A 14,163-nucleotide genomic window follows, 5' to 3' on the forward strand; every position below is an offset into this window, starting at 1 on the left:
GAATTCACTCCGCGGCCGTTTCGATACGCAGTTGGTTGTAGGCGTCGCGCTCGTCGTCGCCGACCGGCACGATGTAGGGGTCGACCGGGCGCTTGAAGATCTCCGGCTTGCCGTCGGGCCCCTTCCTGACCTCGACGAAGCAGAACCACTCGGCGTCGTTCCTCTCCTCGAAATCGCTGCGGTAATGGTAAAGCCCCCAGCGGCTTTCGGTGCGGAACAGCGAGGCGCGGGCCGCCAGTTCCGCGCAATCGACGATGGCGTGGATCTCCAGCGCCCGCATCAGTTCATGGGGATTGCCGGCCTTGACGCGCTTGAGATCCTCGCGGATCTCGGCGAAACGGTCGAGACCGATCTCCATCTTGCGGGTCACCTTGGGCGGCTGCAGATAGTCGTTGACCATGCGCCTCAGCTTGTATTCGACGTCGGTCGGATCCAAACCCTCGGCGCGCTCCAGGGGGGCGAGCACGCGGGCGTGCTCCCTCTCCACCTGGCCGGCGTCGAATTCCGGCAGATCGAGGCCGGCGGCATAGTCGACGGCGTCCTGGCCGGCGATCATGCCGAAGACCATGGCGCCCATCATGTAATTGTGCGCGACGTTGCACAGGTCGCCTGCCGCATAAAGGCCGGGAACCGTGGTCCGCGCGTTCTCGTCGACCCAGACGCCGGAGGCGGAATGCCCGCCGCACAATCCGATCTCGGAAATATGCATCTCGACCAGATCGGAACGGTAATCGGTGTGCCGTCCTTCATGAAACAACCCGCGCGTCGGACGCTCGGTGACATGCAGAATGTTCTCGATCCTGGTGACGGTCTCATCGGCCAGATGGTCGAGCTTAAGAAACACCGGCCCATTGCCGCTTTCCAGCTCGCGCCAGAACTCCAGCATCATCTGGCCGCTCCAGTAATCGCTTTTGATGAAGCGCTCGCCCTTGGCGTTGACGGTGAAACCGCCGAACGGTCCGGTGACATAGGCGCAGGCCGGTCCGTTGTAATCCTTGATCAGCGGATTGATCTGGAAGCATTCGAGACCGGACAGTTCGGCCCCGGCGTGATAGGCCATGGAATAGCCGTCGCCGGCATTGCACGGATTTTCGTAGGTGCCGAACAGATAACCCGACGCGGGCAGCCCGAGACGTCCGGCGGAACCGGTGCACAAGATCACCGCCTTGGCCCGGATGACCACGAACTCGCCGCTGCGGCTGTCCAACGCCATGGTCCCGGCGATGCGGCCGTCGGGGGCCACCAGAAGCCGCGTGGCGATCAGGCGGTTGCTGACCGCGATGCCCAGGCGGCGGATCTGTTTGTAGATGAATTTCTTGATGGCGTGCCCTTCCGGCATGGGCAGCACATAGGCCCCCATGTGATGAACCTTTTTCACCGCATAGGCGCCGGTTTCGTCCTTTTCGAATTTAACGCCCCAGGAATCCAGCTCGCGGATCATGTCGTAGCTGCGCGTCGCATAGGCCATGATGGCCTTCTGATTGACGATGCCATCGTTGGCGATGGTGATTTCCTTGACATATTGCTCGGGCGTCGCATAGCCGGGAATGACGGCGTTGTTGACGCTGTCCATGCCCTCGGCGATGGCGCCGGCACGCTTGACGTTGGCCTTGTCGAGCAGCAGCACGCGCGTCCCCGGCGCCTTCTCCTTGGCCTTGATGGCGGCCAGAGGGCCGGCGGTGCCTCCGCCGATGACCAGGACGTCGGTTTCCATCTGGCGGATGGCGGTGGTGATTGCGGACATGGGGCATCCTCGGTTCCGAAAGATGAAAGGGGTCCCGGATGGAACGCCGCCACCATGCCCGAGGATGACGCCCCCGGTTGAGCAACTAATTGCCTCATAAATTACATTTTTAAAATGGACAACTACTAGCTTAACCTACATTCCTAGTGGAATATAGATTGACTCCTTCCAGCCATTGCCGTCAGCTCAGGACGACAGCGGCCATATCTCGACAGCAAGGAGATCCGGTCCATGAAGGTCCGCACAGTGTTCGTCACCGTCGCAACCCTCTTGCTGGCCGTGCCGGCGCGGGCGGAACAAACCCTGACCATCGGCATCGGCACGCAGGACACCACCACCAACACGGTGACCGCCGGAGCGGTGATCCGGGAACTGAAGCTTTTGGAGAAAAATCTGCCGAAAGGCGGAAAATACGCCGACCTCGCCATCAAGCTGGACTGGCAAAACTTCACCTCGGGTCCGCCGGTGACCAACGGCATGATGGCCAACAAGCTGCAGTTCGGCGCCATGGGCGATTATCCGCTGGTGGTCAACGGCTATACCTTTCAGGGCAATCCCGAAAGCAAAAGCCAGCTCATCTCGGTGGCGGCCTACAATCTCCACGGTTCTGGCAACGGCCTGGTGGTCAACAAGGACAGCCCCTACTACGAACTCTCCGATCTCAAGGGAAAAACCGTCAGCGTGCCTTTCGGCTCGGCCGCGCATGGCATGTTGCTGAAGACGCTGCAAGACAACGGCTGGGGCCAGGATTATTGGAAGCTGGTCAGCCAGAGCCCGGAGGTCGGCGCCACCAATCTGCAGGAAAAGAAGATCGACGCCCACGCCGACTTCGTCCCCTTCGCCGAGTTGCTACCGTTCCGCGGCTACGCCCGCAAGATCTACGACGGCGTCGAAACCCATACGCCGACCTGGCATGGCGTCGTGGTCCGCACCGATTTCGCCGAAAAATATCCTGAAATCGTCGTCGCCTATCTGAAAGCCGAGATCGAGGCCGAGCAATGGATCAAGGCCGACCCCAAAGGCGCCGCCGAAAAGATCGCGGAATGGACCGGTATCGACAAGGAAGTGGTCTATATCTTCCTGGGGCCGGGCGGCATCATGACGCTCGATCCCACCATCAAGCCCGCCCTGGTCGCCGCCGTGGCCGAGGACGCCGAGGTGTTGCGCAAACTGGACCGGGTCAAGGAGTTCGACCCGGCCAAATGGGTCAACGACGCCTATCTGCGCCAGGCGTTCAAGGAACTGAACCTCAATTACGACGAACGGCTGGCGAGCCTCGCCAATTACGAGGTCAAGGGAACCGATCCCTATTGCAAAAAGCCGGTGACCGAGCCCCGTCAAGCCGGAGAGATCTGGATCGACGGCGGCGACATCGTCGCCTACAGCTCGCCCAAATGCACGCTGGCGGCATTCAACGACCTGAAGAGCAAGGGACGGAAGGCCAGGGTGGCCTATCTTTTCGATACGACGCTCGGCATCAAGCTTTTCGCCGACCAGGCCTTCTACGCCATTCCGACCAAGGGAGGTGACGCGATTCCCTTCCTGCTTCGCAAGAACGCCGAGGCCTATGCCCAAAAGAACGGTGGCACGGTGGGCGGATTCGAAGAGGCCCTGGCCGCCGTCGGAACCGGGAGCTGAAAAGCGATGACCGGGGCGATCGCCACCGCACGCGAGGAAACCGGCCAGGGGGGGCGCCCCCCTTCGGCCGGCGGCCCCCTGACCGCACTGCGGCGAAAAACCGCATGGACCTGGACCTTGAGCGTCGCGTCGCTGCTGCTTTTCGTTCTGGCCTGGCATGTCGCGACCTTCTACCGGCTGGATCTGCACATCCGCTTCATCAATGTGCCGACACCGCAGGCGGTGGCGGCACGGGCGGTGATCGCCTTCGGAGACGCGCGTTTTCTCCAGCACATCGTCGTCAGCCTCCAGCGCATCGGCGCGGGGTTTGCTCTGGCCGCCCTCGCGGCCATCCCCCTGGGGCTGGTCATGGGACGGTTTCAGATCATCCGCGTCCTGGTTTATCCGGTGGTCGAGGTATTACGGCCGATACCGGCCATCGCCTGGGTTCCCATGTCCATCATGCTGTGGCCGACCTCGGAGGAAAGCATCGTCTTCATCACTTTCCTGGGGGCGTTCTTTCCCGTTCTGATCAATACGCTGCATGGGGTGGCGGCCATCGACCCCGCCCTGATCCGCGCCTCGCGCAGCCTTGGCGCCAATGAGGCCGCTCTTTTCCGCCATGTCTTCCTGCCGGGCGCCCTGCCCCACATCTTCACCGGCTTGACGGTCGGCATGGGCGTCGCCTGGGTCTCGTTGATCGCCGCCGAAATGATCTCCGGCCAGTTCGGCATCGGCTATTTCACCTGGGAGGCCTATTCCCTGGTCCAGTACGCCGATATCGTCCTCGGCATGCTGCTGATCGGCGTTCTGGGACTGTTGTCCAGCGGACTGCTCCGCCTGCTGGGCGTCGTCCTCATGCCCTGGCAACCCCGTCAAAGCCCCAGCAACCGCGAGGCCGCTCGATGACGTCGATTCCTTCTCAACGAAGCCTCAGGGTGACCAAGGGCCGCATCGCCATCGAGCGGCTGGAGATCCGCTTCGCCGGCCATACCGCCGTCACCGATTTTTCCCTTCAGGCGGACCCCGGGGAATTCATCTGCCTGCTGGGTCCGTCGGGGTGCGGCAAATCCACCGTGCTCAACAGCGTCGCCGGCTTCGTCGCCCCCGACCGCGGACGGATCGCGGTGGATGGACATCCCGTCGCCGGACCGGGGCCGGAGCGCGGCATGGTGTTCCAACAGCATTCCCTGTTTCCGTGGAAGACGGTGCTCGACAACGTCGCCTTCGGTCCCCGCATGCAGGGCCGCTCGCGGGCCGACGCCGCCGAATTGGCCAGACAATATCTGGATCTGGTCGGGCTCGGCTCGTCGGCCGACCGCTATCCGGCCACGCTGTCGGGCGGCATGGCCCAGCGGGTCGGCATCGCCCGCGCCCTGGTCAACCATCCCAGCGTCCTTTTGATGGACGAACCGTTCGGCGCGCTCGACGCCCAGACCCGCACGATCATGCAGGAAAGCCTGCTGAGGCTATGGGGCCAGACCGGAAACACGGTGCTCTTCGTCACCCACGACATCGACGAGGCCTTGATCCTGGCCGACCGCGTGGTGGTGATGAGCGCCGCGCCGGGCCGCGTGCTTCTCGATCTCCGGGTCGAACTGCCGCGCCCGCGCCCCGAGGACGTTTTCGCCCACCCGGCCTTCGCCGGGCACAAACGCCAATGCCTGAAGCTGATCCGGCAGGAGAGTCAGCGCGCCTTCGACTTCGCCGATGGCGCCGGAATCTGAGGAGGAGGAGCCCATGACCAAGCCCGCCGACGGGGCCCGCGCCCAGCCCGCCCCATCACTGCATCTGCACGAGGAAGGGGGATCGGAAGGGGCCAGCCTCAACCTGCTGGCAGGCCTCTCCGACGAGGAATATGCCGAGATCTGCTCCGTCTCCTCGATACGGCAGTTCGCCGCCGGACGCACGGTGTTCCTACAGGGCGATCATCACGACGGCATCTTCATCATCCTGGCAGGACAGGTGCGGACCTACTACACCGGACCGTCGGGACGCGAGATCACCTTGGCATACTGGTCGCCCGGCAACTTCGTCGGCGGACCCGAAATATTCGGCGGCAGCCCACACATGTGGTCCGGCCAGGCGATTCGCCCCACCCAGGTCCTGCATGTCAGGGGCCGCGAACTGCGCTGCCTGATCGAACGCCTGCCGCGCCTGGCGGTGGCCCTGGTCGAGGCCCTCGTCCACAAGGGCAAGGCCTACTCCGCCCTGATCCATATGCTGGGGACCCGTTCTGCCGCCGAGCGCCTGGCCCAGTTGCTGCTGCTGATGGCCAATCTCGACGGCCACGCGGTCCCCGAAGGCGTGGCCATCGGACGCACGCTGAGCCAGGAGGACCTGGCCAAGATGGTCGGCTCCACCCGCCAATGGGTCACCACCACCCTCGACCGCTTCCGCGAGCAGGGAATGATCGCCATCACTCCCAACCGCATCGTGATCCGCAACGAGGAAGCCTTGCGCCGTTTCGCCGGTTGACCACGGCAATCCGGATCAGATCTCGTATTCGGGGCGAACCCGCTCGCTGCCCAGAATCGCCTTGAGAATCTGCTCTTCGAGCAACGCCAGATCGACCGAACCGCGACGCCTGGGTCGCGGCAGGTCCACCACCTGGTCGAGCGCGACACGTCCGTCCTCCAGCAGAATCACCCGGTCGGCCAGCGTCAGCGCCTCGGCGACATCGTGGGTGACGAACAGGGCGGTGAAGCCCTGATCCAGCCAGACCCCCTCAAGCAGGGTCTGCATCTCGATCCGCGTCAGGGCGTCGAGCGCGCCGAACGGCTCGTCGAGCGCCAGAAAATCCGGCGCGCTGACCAGGCTGCGGGCCAAAGCCACCCTTTGCCTCTGCCCGCCCGACAGCACTCCCGGCCAATCGTTCTCCCGCCCCTCCAGGCCGACGGCGGCCAGCGTCGCCGATGCGGCGGCGCGGGCGGTCGGCAGGCTGCGGCGGCGCCCCAAACCGACCTCGACATTTTCCAAAACCTTCGCCCAGGGCAACAGCCGCGCTTCCTGGAACATGATACGCCCGGCCCCGGCCACCGCCGCCCCCGTCACCGGATCGGAAAAGCGCACGCTGCCCGAGGTCGGCTGATCCAGCCCGACGAGAAGACGCAGCAAGGTGCTCTTGCCGCAGCCGCTACGGCCAACCACGGCAACGAAGGAGCCGGCCTCGATCTTGAGGTCGATTCCTTCGAGCACGGCCTGCGCGCCGAAGCTGCGGGCCAAGCCGTCGATGGAAATGGCGACGCCGCGATTGTCCTCGTCCGCCGCCCGATCCTGGTGTTCACGCCGAGGTAAGCTCATGGCCCGTCTCCCTCAATTCCGGTCGCGAAAGGCGGCGTGCCAGCCGAGATAGGACCGCTCCAGCCGACGAACCAGGGAATCGGCGGCTTTGCCCAGCAGCGCATAGACGATGATCGCCACCACGATCACGTCGACCTGCATGAAGTCGCGGGCGTTCATCGCCATATAGCCGATGCCCGACTGGGCGGCGATGGTTTCGGCGACGATCAGCGTCAACCAGGCGATACCGATGGCATAACGCAAACCCACGAAAATCGACGGCAGCGCCCCCGGAAAAATCACCCGGCGAAACAACTCGAAGCCGCTCATGTCGTAGCTGCGGGCCATTTCGACCAATTGCGCGTCGACGGTACGAATACCGTGGAACGTATTGATATAGACGGGAAACAGCACGCCCAGGCCGACCAGGAAAAGCTTGGCGTCCTCCTCGATGCCGAACCAGAGGATGACCAGGGGAATCAGCGCCAGATGAGGCACCGTGCGGATCATCTGCACCGTGCTGTCAAGCAGCCGCTCGCTTCCCGGCGACAAACCGTTGGCGAGACCGAGGGCGAAACCGAGACTGCCGCCGACGAGAAGGCCGCCGAGCGCCCGCAGGAAACTGATTTCAATGTTGGAGAGCAATTCGCCGCTGGCCGTCAGCCGCCCGAAGGCCTTGGCCACGTCTACGGGCGACGGCGCCACATTGGGCGGAATCGCCCCCAGCGAAGCGCCGAGTTGCCACAGGGCGAGAAGCAACAGGGGGACGAGCCACGGAGCCCCGTGGCGGGCCCCCCATTCGACGAGCCTGGCCGGCGACCAGGAAAGGACGGAGACCCGGCGCGGCAGGGTCAAGGACGTCGCGTCATTCATCGGGGCCACCGTCATGATGCCGAAACGGCGCGAAGACGGCCGGTTCCGCCGATCCCGAACTCACCGACCTGGGTCTGATGAGAAGGAACCTCTCCCCCCCGGCCGATTCCAAGGGCCGGGAACAGCAATTCGGCGACGGTATAGGCCTCCTCCAGATGCGGATAGCCCGAGGCGATCACCGTATCGATACCCAGATCCTGATATTCGCGCAGGCGCTTGGCCACCGTCTCCGGATCGCCGACCAGCGCCGTCCCGGCGCCGCCCCGCACCAGGCCGACGCCGGCCCACAGATTGGGCGCGACGATCAACGAATCGCGGCGGCCACCCTTATGCAGGCGGCTCATCCGTTTCTGGCCGACGGAATCGGAGTCGTGGGCGAATTTCGCTTGGGCGGCGGCGATAGCCTCGTCGGAAAGGTTGCTGATCAGTTTGTCCGCCGCGGCCCAGGCTTCCGCCTCGGTCTCGCGGACGATGAGATGAAGGCGCAGGCCGAATCTGACCTGACGACCGAAGGCGGCGGCCCGGCGCCGCACGGCGTCGAGCTTGGCGGCGACCTCGTCCAATGGTTCGCCCCAGGTCAGATAGACGTCGACATGCTCGGCCGCCACCTCGATCGCCGGATCGGAGGAACCGCCGAACCAGATGCCCGGATAGGGCTTCTGAACGGGCGGAAAGGAGAGTTCGGCCCCCCGCACCTTGATATAGCGGCCGTCGAAGTCGACCGTTTCGCCGGCCAGCAGACGGCGATAGACGTGCAGGAATTCGGAGGCGTGCTCGTAACGTTCATCATGGGAAAGGAAGATGCCGTCCCCCGCCAGTTCGCGGGCGTTTCCGCCGGCCACGATATTGACGATGGCGCGCCCGTTGCTTAAACGGTCGATGGCGGCGATCTGCCGGGCGAAATAGGTCGGCTGGGCGACGCCGGGCCGCAGGGCCAACAGGAATTTCAACCGCTCGGTATGCGGCGCCAGGGCGGCGGCCGTGATCCAGGGATCGTCGCAGCCTTTGCCGGTGGGAATCAGCACGCCTTGATAGCCGAGACCATCGACGGCCTGGGCGATCTGCTTCAGATAGCGGAAATCGGCGGGCCGATGCCCCTGCTCCGTTCCCAGATAACGGCCATCCCCGCTGACGGGAATGAACCAGAACAAATCGAGCGGTTTTCTTGCGTCACTCATGGTGGTTACCTGCCGGCATGAAGGAAAACGAGGGGCTGATCACACTTTCGGCGTCCATTTCCAGACGATGTCGCGCACGGCGATCCGCTTCGGAATCAAGCCGAGGTCGTGGAAGCGGTCCGCCGTCACCTGCTGCGCGTTGACGATCGCCTCGTCGATGGGCGAGATGGAATAGGTGGCCCGTTCGACGACCCTCGTCTCAATGGCGAGATCGATGCCCTGGGCCTCCTGCAGCGTCCTGGCGACATCGGCGCGATGATCGTTCGCCCAGGCCGCCTCCCGCGCCAGGACGTCGGCGATCTGACCGACGATGTCCGGATAGGTTTCGGCGAATCCCTTGTTGGCCAAATAAAAATTATGGGGGTCGTGGACATCCTTGTTGAAGGCGAGGACGCGGGCGCCTTGTTGCAGTTCGGCGCTGGCGAGATAGGGATCCCAGACCGTCCAGGCGTCGATGGCCCCCCTGGTGAAGGCGGCCGCGCCGTCGGCCGGCGCCAGATAGACCGGCGTGATGTCGGCCCAGGTCAAACCGGCTTTTTGGATGGCAGCCACCGACGTGGCATGGGCGCTCGATCCTTTGGCGACCCCCAGTTTGCGTCCCTTCAATTCGGCCAGCGTCCGGATCGGCGAATTCGCCGGCACGATCACCGCCTCGCCATTCGGCGGCTGCGCCGCCACGTAATAGAGATTGGCCGCCGCCGCCTGGGCAAAAATCGGCGGAGCGTCGCCCACGGTGGCGAAATCGATCGAACCGACGTTCAGGGCCTCCAGCATCGGGGGGCCGAATTGAAACTCCACCCACCGGACGTCGATTCCCCGCGGTTTGAAAAAGGCTTCATAAGTCCCGCGCTGTTTGATGGAGACGAACAGGCCGGACTTCTGAAAACCGAGGCGGATCTCCTTCGGAACACTCGCCGCCATCGCCTTTCGCGCCGAGGAGGCGATCCCGACGAAAGAGGAGACCAGGATTCCCGCCGCCGTCGACTTCAGAAACTCGCGTCGATTCATCGAACTGCATTCCCTTTATCTTCCGCTCCCGGCGGTCATTCCGCGGCAAGGCCGCATCTTCGGAAGCAAGCCGCTAATACACATATTATAATTGTTATAATTGAATTATCACATGACGCCACAGCCAGATCACCATAATTCCATCGAATAGGTCTATTTATATATTTAATAACAATATTTTTGTGTTTATTATGACCGCAACCGATCACTCCGTTCCGAAGCAACTGGAACATCGCGGAATAATGTGCTAGTTAATTGTTTGCTAGTTAATATTCTAAGGAACCCGCCCCTGACGCCTGTCAGCGATCCGCGTGACGGTTTTCGTATCCGACGATCCCGCGCGACGAGCCGCCCTTCCCCTTCATGCCGATATCATCAAGGGATGAGCCGCCTTGCGCGCAAGCGAGGTGAAAAGACGACATGGAACAGAATGGCTCAACGATCTGGAGTAAAAATTTTACCGGCCTGGTCCTTTCCAATGGATTTTTCTTCGGCGGTTTCCACATGCTGCTGCCGACAGTCCCGCTCCTCGCCTCGGATATGGGCGGCAGCAAGACACAAGTCGGTCTGATTGCCGGCATTTTCGTCCTTTCGTCGGTCATCACCCGCCTTTTCACCGACCTGGGAGTGAGAAAGCTCGGAAAGCGCAATTGCCTTCTGCTCGGCATCGTCATTTCCCTGTTCTCCGCCGCCCTCTATCCGTTCGCGCCGACGGTGGAGACCATGTTGTGGGTCAGGGTCCTGCATGGTGTGGGCTTCGGCATCGGAACCACCTTCTATGTGGCCATCGTCTCGGATGTCATACCGGCCACGCGGCGGGGCGAGGGCTTGGGATATTTCGGCCTGGCGACCACCATCGCCATGGCGGTGGCGCCGGCGACCGGCCTTTGGATCGCCAAGGAATATGGATTTACCGCGATGTTCGCCATGGCCGGAAGTTGGGAACTCATCGCCGGTCTCCTGCTGAGCACCTGCGGCTTCTCGTCCGCCCCGACATCCGCGCCGCATCCGGAGCGACACGAAGCGCCCGCAATCGGGCGGAGATCCGTTCTCGACATCTTCGTTGAACCGGGGACCCTGTTTCCGGCGTTCCTGGTGATTATGATGGGAATTGCCCATGGCAGCGTCATCAACTTCATCGCCGTCTACGCCAACGAACTCCATCTCGCCAATCCGGGCTATTTCTTCATCCTGGGAACCGGCTGCATCTTTCTGTCCCGTCTCGCCATGGGCAAGGTCTACGATCGGAAGGGACCGGCCTGGGTCGTCCTGCCCGGTGTGATCCTGCTGCTGACCGGTCTGGTCACGGTGGCCGAGGCGAGCACGATGGAAGTCTATCTCGCGGCCGCGGTCCTGCACGGTTTCGGGATCGGCATGCTCTTTCCCGCCTTGCAGACCGCCACGATTTCCGACGTGGCGCCCCAACGGCGAAGCGCGGCCAGCGCAACCTTCTCGAACGCCCTCGACATCGGGCTGGGCGGAGGATCGGTGCTGCTTGGCATGTTCGCCCAAAAAGCCGGACTGCCTTCCGCCTATCTATGCGCCGCGGCCGTGATGGGCGTTTTCCTGGTCATCTATACCATCCATCTGATGAACCAGAAGGGACTGCTGGGGACCGAACCTCTCCCCGAAGAGGAATGACATCGCCTTTTCCCAGGAGCTTTTTCCGATGCCATCCATCATCATGGCGGATCGGATGAACCATCCGGACGGACGAAGGAAAGGCTTGCGGCATGGTGGATGCGGATACGGTGATACATCAGTTGTATCAAACGACCCGAGCCATTTCGAAGGACCTCAATCAGCGCTTCGAACCCGAAGGATTGTTCAGTTCCGAATGGTCGATCATTTCGGTGTTGCGCAAACGCGGACCGATGACCCAGGCCTCCCTGGCCGGCTATCTCAACATAGAGCCGCCGGCCATTTCCAAAACGCTGCTGCGTCTTGAGGAGAAGGGACTGATCAAGAGGGAAACCGGCTCAAGTCGAAGGGAAAAACTGGTTTCCCTGACCGCTCTCTCCGCCGAGAAATACCGGCAATGGGAAAATATCATCGCCGCCCATCACGCCGATCTCCTAAGGGAGATCGGCACCGACGACCTGGAACATTTCGTTTCCGTCCTGGCCGCGCTCTTCAAGAACACCTGCCGCCCATAATTTCTTGATGGCATCCGATGCCCTTCCCCTTTTTAAGGCGGGCGAAAGCCCTTCTCCCCTCGTGGGAGAAGGGTTGGGATGAGGGGCATTCCGCCGACAGGCGGAGAAAAATTCTCGGACTTTGTGCGACTTTCCCCCCTCACCCTCCCGCTACGCGGGCCCCTCCCTCTCCCACAAAGCGGGCGAGGGAATAATCCCTACCGAACGACGGCCGACGCGGCCCCCCCGCGTCCCAGACGCCTTGCGCAGGATGGGCAGATCAGGGGCATTGCCCCGTCGCGACCCAGCCGATCGCTGACCAGATGAAACTGCCCTTCGGCGACCAGCGGCTGATGGCAAATCCGGCAGGAGAGCATCTCCTGCCGGCGAACGACCGTGCCGGTGATGATGGTGGAGCGGGCGCCGTCCCGGTCCTCGACGCGAATCGCTCCCGTCGGGCAGGCCTCGGCGCAGGCGCCACAACCGATGCAGCGGCTGATCGGCCGGGTGAAGTCGTCGAAAACCAGCCGTCCGGCCGGTGTTTCCACCATTCTCAGGGCCTCGGCTCCGACTTCGCTGCACACCAGTTCGCACAAACCGCAACCGATGCAGATGTCGCACCGCAGGCAACGATCGGCCTCGGCCTCGGCATCGGCCTCGGCCAGCCCCAACTCGATCTGCTGGTAGGTTGTTTTCCGTTCACCGGCGTCCCGCTGCGGCATGGAGGGGCGGAGCCGGCTGCTGCGCCGGGCGGCGGCGGTCGCGGCGGGCGGAACGCGGGCCGTTTTCGGTGACGGTTCGGCCGAGGCCGTCCCCTCGCCCATCATGAAGGCATGGATCGACGCGGCCGCCGCCTTTCCCGCCCGGATGGCGGCGACCACCGTGCTGGCGCCGTGGGCTACGTCGCCTCCGGCGTAGACGCCCGGTTGCGACGTAGCCCCCGTCTCGGCATCGGCGACGACATGGCCGGCCTTGATCTCGACCCGGCTGCCCTCCAGGCAGGACAAGGCCGATTCCTGACCGATACCCACCAGGACATGATCGACGTCGAGGGTCAGGAACTCGCCCGAGGCCCGCCGTTCCTCCTCGGTCGCCTTGGAGGAGCGGCGAAACACCATCTTGTTGTCGGGCAACACCCGCTCCGGCGCCCACAATTCGAGAATTTCCACGCCTTCCGCCACGGCCAGTTCGATCTCGTGCGGACTGGCGCGCATTTCACGGCGCCGGCCGCGATAGACCATCGAGACATGCCGGGCGCCCTGACGCAGGGCCGTCATGGCGGCATCCACCGCCGAATTTCCGCCGCCGACGACGATCACCCGGGGACCGACCCTGGGATCGGTCCCGGCCCCGACGCCGCCCAGGAAATCCATGCCGCCGATGACGAAGGGAAGATCATCGCCTTCGATGCCCAAACGTCTGGAAAGCTGCAAGCCCATCGCCAGATAGACGGCGTCGAATCCCTGCTCGTGCAGGTCGGAGACCGAACTCACCTCGGCCCCGGTATGAATGCTCACCCCCAAACTTTTGATATGGTCGATCTCGGCGTCCAGGATCTCATAGGGAAGCCGATAGGAGGGAATGCCATAGCGCAGCATGCCGCCGGCCTGATCGCGCGCCTCGAAAATCTCGACCTGGTGACCTTTGCCGGCCAGATAGTAGGCAACGGTCAGCCCGGACGGTCCCGAACCGACGACGGCGACACGCTTGCCGGTGGCCGGGGCCCGTTCGGGAGTCCCGTAGTTGTCGCAATGCTTCGCCGCCACGGCCTTCAACGGACGGATGAACAGCGACGAACCGACGGTTCCCCGCAAACACGCCGCCTCGCAAGGAGCCGGACAAACCAGGCCGCAGGAATGCGGCAGGGGATTGTCCTTGGCGATCACCCGCAAGGCTTCGTCATAACGGCCCCGTCCGATATGCGCGAGAAACCCCGGAATATCGATATCGGCCGGGCAAGCCGCGCGGCAAGGCGCTCCCGCTTTGCCCGAGCACCGTCCGGCGGCGCAAACGCCGCCCTGGGCATGATGGAGCCATTCCTCCCCGAACTCAGAGAGCGATGCGCTGAGGCGCACCGCCATTTCGGGCGCGAATTCCGTCAACTGCTCGGCCATCCGGCCCAGCGCGGCCAGCATATGGACCGATCCCCGCCCGGCGGCGATCTCGGTGGCCAGACGCGTCGCCTGGGCCAGGGCGAGACGAACCGGTCGAGGCGCGTCCTCGGCAGCCCGCCAGGCCAGCCTCAGTTCCTTTCGAGTTTCGTCCACGACGCATACGGCGCCGGACGATCGAACCATCGCATCCATGAGTTTTTCCGGTTTCTCTG

General features: G+C 63.4%; 12 protein-coding genes. 6 read left to right on the forward strand and 6 right to left on the reverse strand.

The window, feature by feature from the left end:
• Positions 1–4: 4 nt before the first annotated feature.
• Complete coding sequence (locus CWS72_RS23145) at positions 5–1,744, reverse strand: fumarate reductase/succinate dehydrogenase flavoprotein subunit (protein ID WP_199175914.1); 1,740 nt, start codon at positions 1,742–1,744, stop codon at positions 5–7.
• Between the two features lie 231 nt (positions 1,745–1,975).
• Between CWS72_RS23145 and CWS72_RS23150 the strand changes: the two genes are divergently transcribed.
• Genes CWS72_RS23150 through CWS72_RS23165 form a run of 4 tightly spaced genes read left to right on the forward strand, consistent with a single transcriptional unit; the run spans position 1,976 to position 5,839 of the window.
• Positions 1,976–3,382 (forward strand): ABC transporter substrate-binding protein, encoded by a 1,407-nt coding sequence (locus CWS72_RS23150; protein ID WP_101253022.1) that lies wholly within the window; start codon positions 1,976–1,978, stop codon positions 3,380–3,382.
• Between the two features lie 6 nt (positions 3,383–3,388).
• Positions 3,389–4,270 (forward strand): ABC transporter permease, encoded by an 882-nt coding sequence (locus CWS72_RS23155; protein WP_101253023.1) that lies wholly within the window; start codon positions 3,389–3,391, stop codon positions 4,268–4,270.
• Positions 4,267–5,088 (forward strand): ABC transporter ATP-binding protein, encoded by an 822-nt coding sequence (locus tag CWS72_RS23160; RefSeq protein WP_101253024.1) that lies wholly within the window; start codon positions 4,267–4,269, stop codon positions 5,086–5,088. Before CWS72_RS23155 ends, CWS72_RS23160 begins: the two co-directional genes overlap by 4 nt.
• 13 nt (positions 5,089–5,101) lie before the next feature.
• The gene (locus CWS72_RS23165; protein WP_101253051.1) at positions 5,102–5,839 is read left to right on the forward strand and encodes a Crp/Fnr family transcriptional regulator; all 738 of its coding nucleotides are present in this window, start codon (positions 5,102–5,104) and stop codon (positions 5,837–5,839) included.
• A 15-nt stretch (positions 5,840–5,854) separates the two neighbouring features.
• On the opposite strand, the gene CWS72_RS23170 is transcribed toward CWS72_RS23165, so the two are convergent.
• From CWS72_RS23170 to CWS72_RS23185, 4 genes are read right to left on the reverse strand one after another with little or no spacing between them, the layout of a single operon-like run.
• Entirely contained in the window at positions 5,855–6,664 is an 810-nt protein-coding gene (locus CWS72_RS23170; RefSeq protein WP_101253025.1) for an ATP-binding cassette domain-containing protein, read from the reverse strand.
• A gap of 12 nt (positions 6,665–6,676) precedes the next feature.
• On the reverse strand, positions 6,677–7,516 hold the full coding sequence (locus tag CWS72_RS23175; protein WP_101253052.1) for an ABC transporter permease subunit: 840 nt from the start codon (positions 7,514–7,516) through the stop codon (positions 6,677–6,679).
• Positions 7,517–7,527: 11 nt separating this feature from the next.
• Positions 7,528–8,694 carry an FMNH2-dependent alkanesulfonate monooxygenase gene (ssuD, locus tag CWS72_RS23180; protein ID WP_101253026.1) on the reverse strand — a complete coding sequence of 389 codons (1,167 nt, stop codon included), beginning with the start codon at positions 8,692–8,694 and terminating at the stop codon, positions 7,528–7,530.
• Positions 8,695–8,733: 39 nt separating this feature from the next.
• The gene (locus CWS72_RS23185; RefSeq protein WP_101253027.1) at positions 8,734–9,702 is read right to left on the reverse strand and encodes an aliphatic sulfonate ABC transporter substrate-binding protein; all 969 of its coding nucleotides are present in this window, start codon (positions 9,700–9,702) and stop codon (positions 8,734–8,736) included.
• Between the two features lie 420 nt (positions 9,703–10,122).
• On the opposite strand from CWS72_RS23185, the gene CWS72_RS23190 reads away from it, so the two are divergent.
• Both CWS72_RS23190 and CWS72_RS23195 read left to right on the forward strand, forming a co-directional pair.
• Positions 10,123–11,343 (forward strand): MFS transporter, encoded by a 1,221-nt coding sequence (locus tag CWS72_RS23190; RefSeq protein WP_101253028.1) that lies wholly within the window; start codon positions 10,123–10,125, stop codon positions 11,341–11,343.
• A gap of 92 nt (positions 11,344–11,435) precedes the next feature.
• Positions 11,436–11,858 (forward strand): MarR family winged helix-turn-helix transcriptional regulator, encoded by a 423-nt coding sequence (locus CWS72_RS23195; RefSeq protein WP_101253029.1) that lies wholly within the window; start codon positions 11,436–11,438, stop codon positions 11,856–11,858.
• 197 nt (positions 11,859–12,055) lie between these two features.
• Here the strand turns inward: CWS72_RS23195 and CWS72_RS23200 are convergent, their stop codons facing one another.
• Positions 12,056–14,104 carry an FAD-dependent oxidoreductase gene (locus tag CWS72_RS23200; protein WP_158240794.1) on the reverse strand — a complete coding sequence of 683 codons (2,049 nt, stop codon included), beginning with the start codon at positions 14,102–14,104 and terminating at the stop codon, positions 12,056–12,058.
• Between the last annotated feature and the right edge of the window lie 59 nt (positions 14,105–14,163).

Origin of the sequence: Telmatospirillum siberiense (assembly GCF_002845745.1) — a bacterium.
GTDB classification, from domain to species: Bacteria; Pseudomonadota; Alphaproteobacteria; order Rhodospirillales; family Magnetospirillaceae; genus Telmatospirillum; species Telmatospirillum siberiense.

Bases quoted from the DNA above. Each gene is read 5' to 3' on its own strand.
- CWS72_RS23170 (WP_101253025.1), bottom strand. From the start codon at position 6,664: ATGAGCTTACCTCGGCGTGAACACCAGGATCGGGCGGCGGACGAGGAC.
- CWS72_RS23155 (WP_101253023.1), top strand. From the start codon at position 3,389: ATGACCGGGGCGATCGCCACCGCACGCGAGGAAACCGGCCAGGGGGGG.
- CWS72_RS23190 (WP_101253028.1), top strand. From the start codon at position 10,123: ATGGAACAGAATGGCTCAACGATCTGGAGTAAAAATTTTACCGGCCTG.
- CWS72_RS23160 (WP_101253024.1), top strand. From the start codon at position 4,267: ATGACGTCGATTCCTTCTCAACGAAGCCTCAGGGTGACCAAGGGCCGC.
- CWS72_RS23185 (WP_101253027.1), bottom strand. From the start codon at position 9,702: ATGAATCGACGCGAGTTTCTGAAGTCGACGGCGGCGGGAATCCTGGTC.
- CWS72_RS23175 (WP_101253052.1), bottom strand. From the start codon at position 7,516: ATGAATGACGCGACGTCCTTGACCCTGCCGCGCCGGGTCTCCGTCCTT.
- CWS72_RS23150 (WP_101253022.1), top strand. From the start codon at position 1,976: ATGAAGGTCCGCACAGTGTTCGTCACCGTCGCAACCCTCTTGCTGGCC.
- CWS72_RS23165 (WP_101253051.1), top strand. From the start codon at position 5,102: ATGACCAAGCCCGCCGACGGGGCCCGCGCCCAGCCCGCCCCATCACTG.
- CWS72_RS23195 (WP_101253029.1), top strand. From the start codon at position 11,436: ATGGTGGATGCGGATACGGTGATACATCAGTTGTATCAAACGACCCGA.
- ssuD (WP_101253026.1), bottom strand. From the start codon at position 8,694: ATGAGTGACGCAAGAAAACCGCTCGATTTGTTCTGGTTCATTCCCGTC.
- CWS72_RS23145 (WP_199175914.1), bottom strand. From the start codon at position 1,744: ATGTCCGCAATCACCACCGCCATCCGCCAGATGGAAACCGACGTCCTG.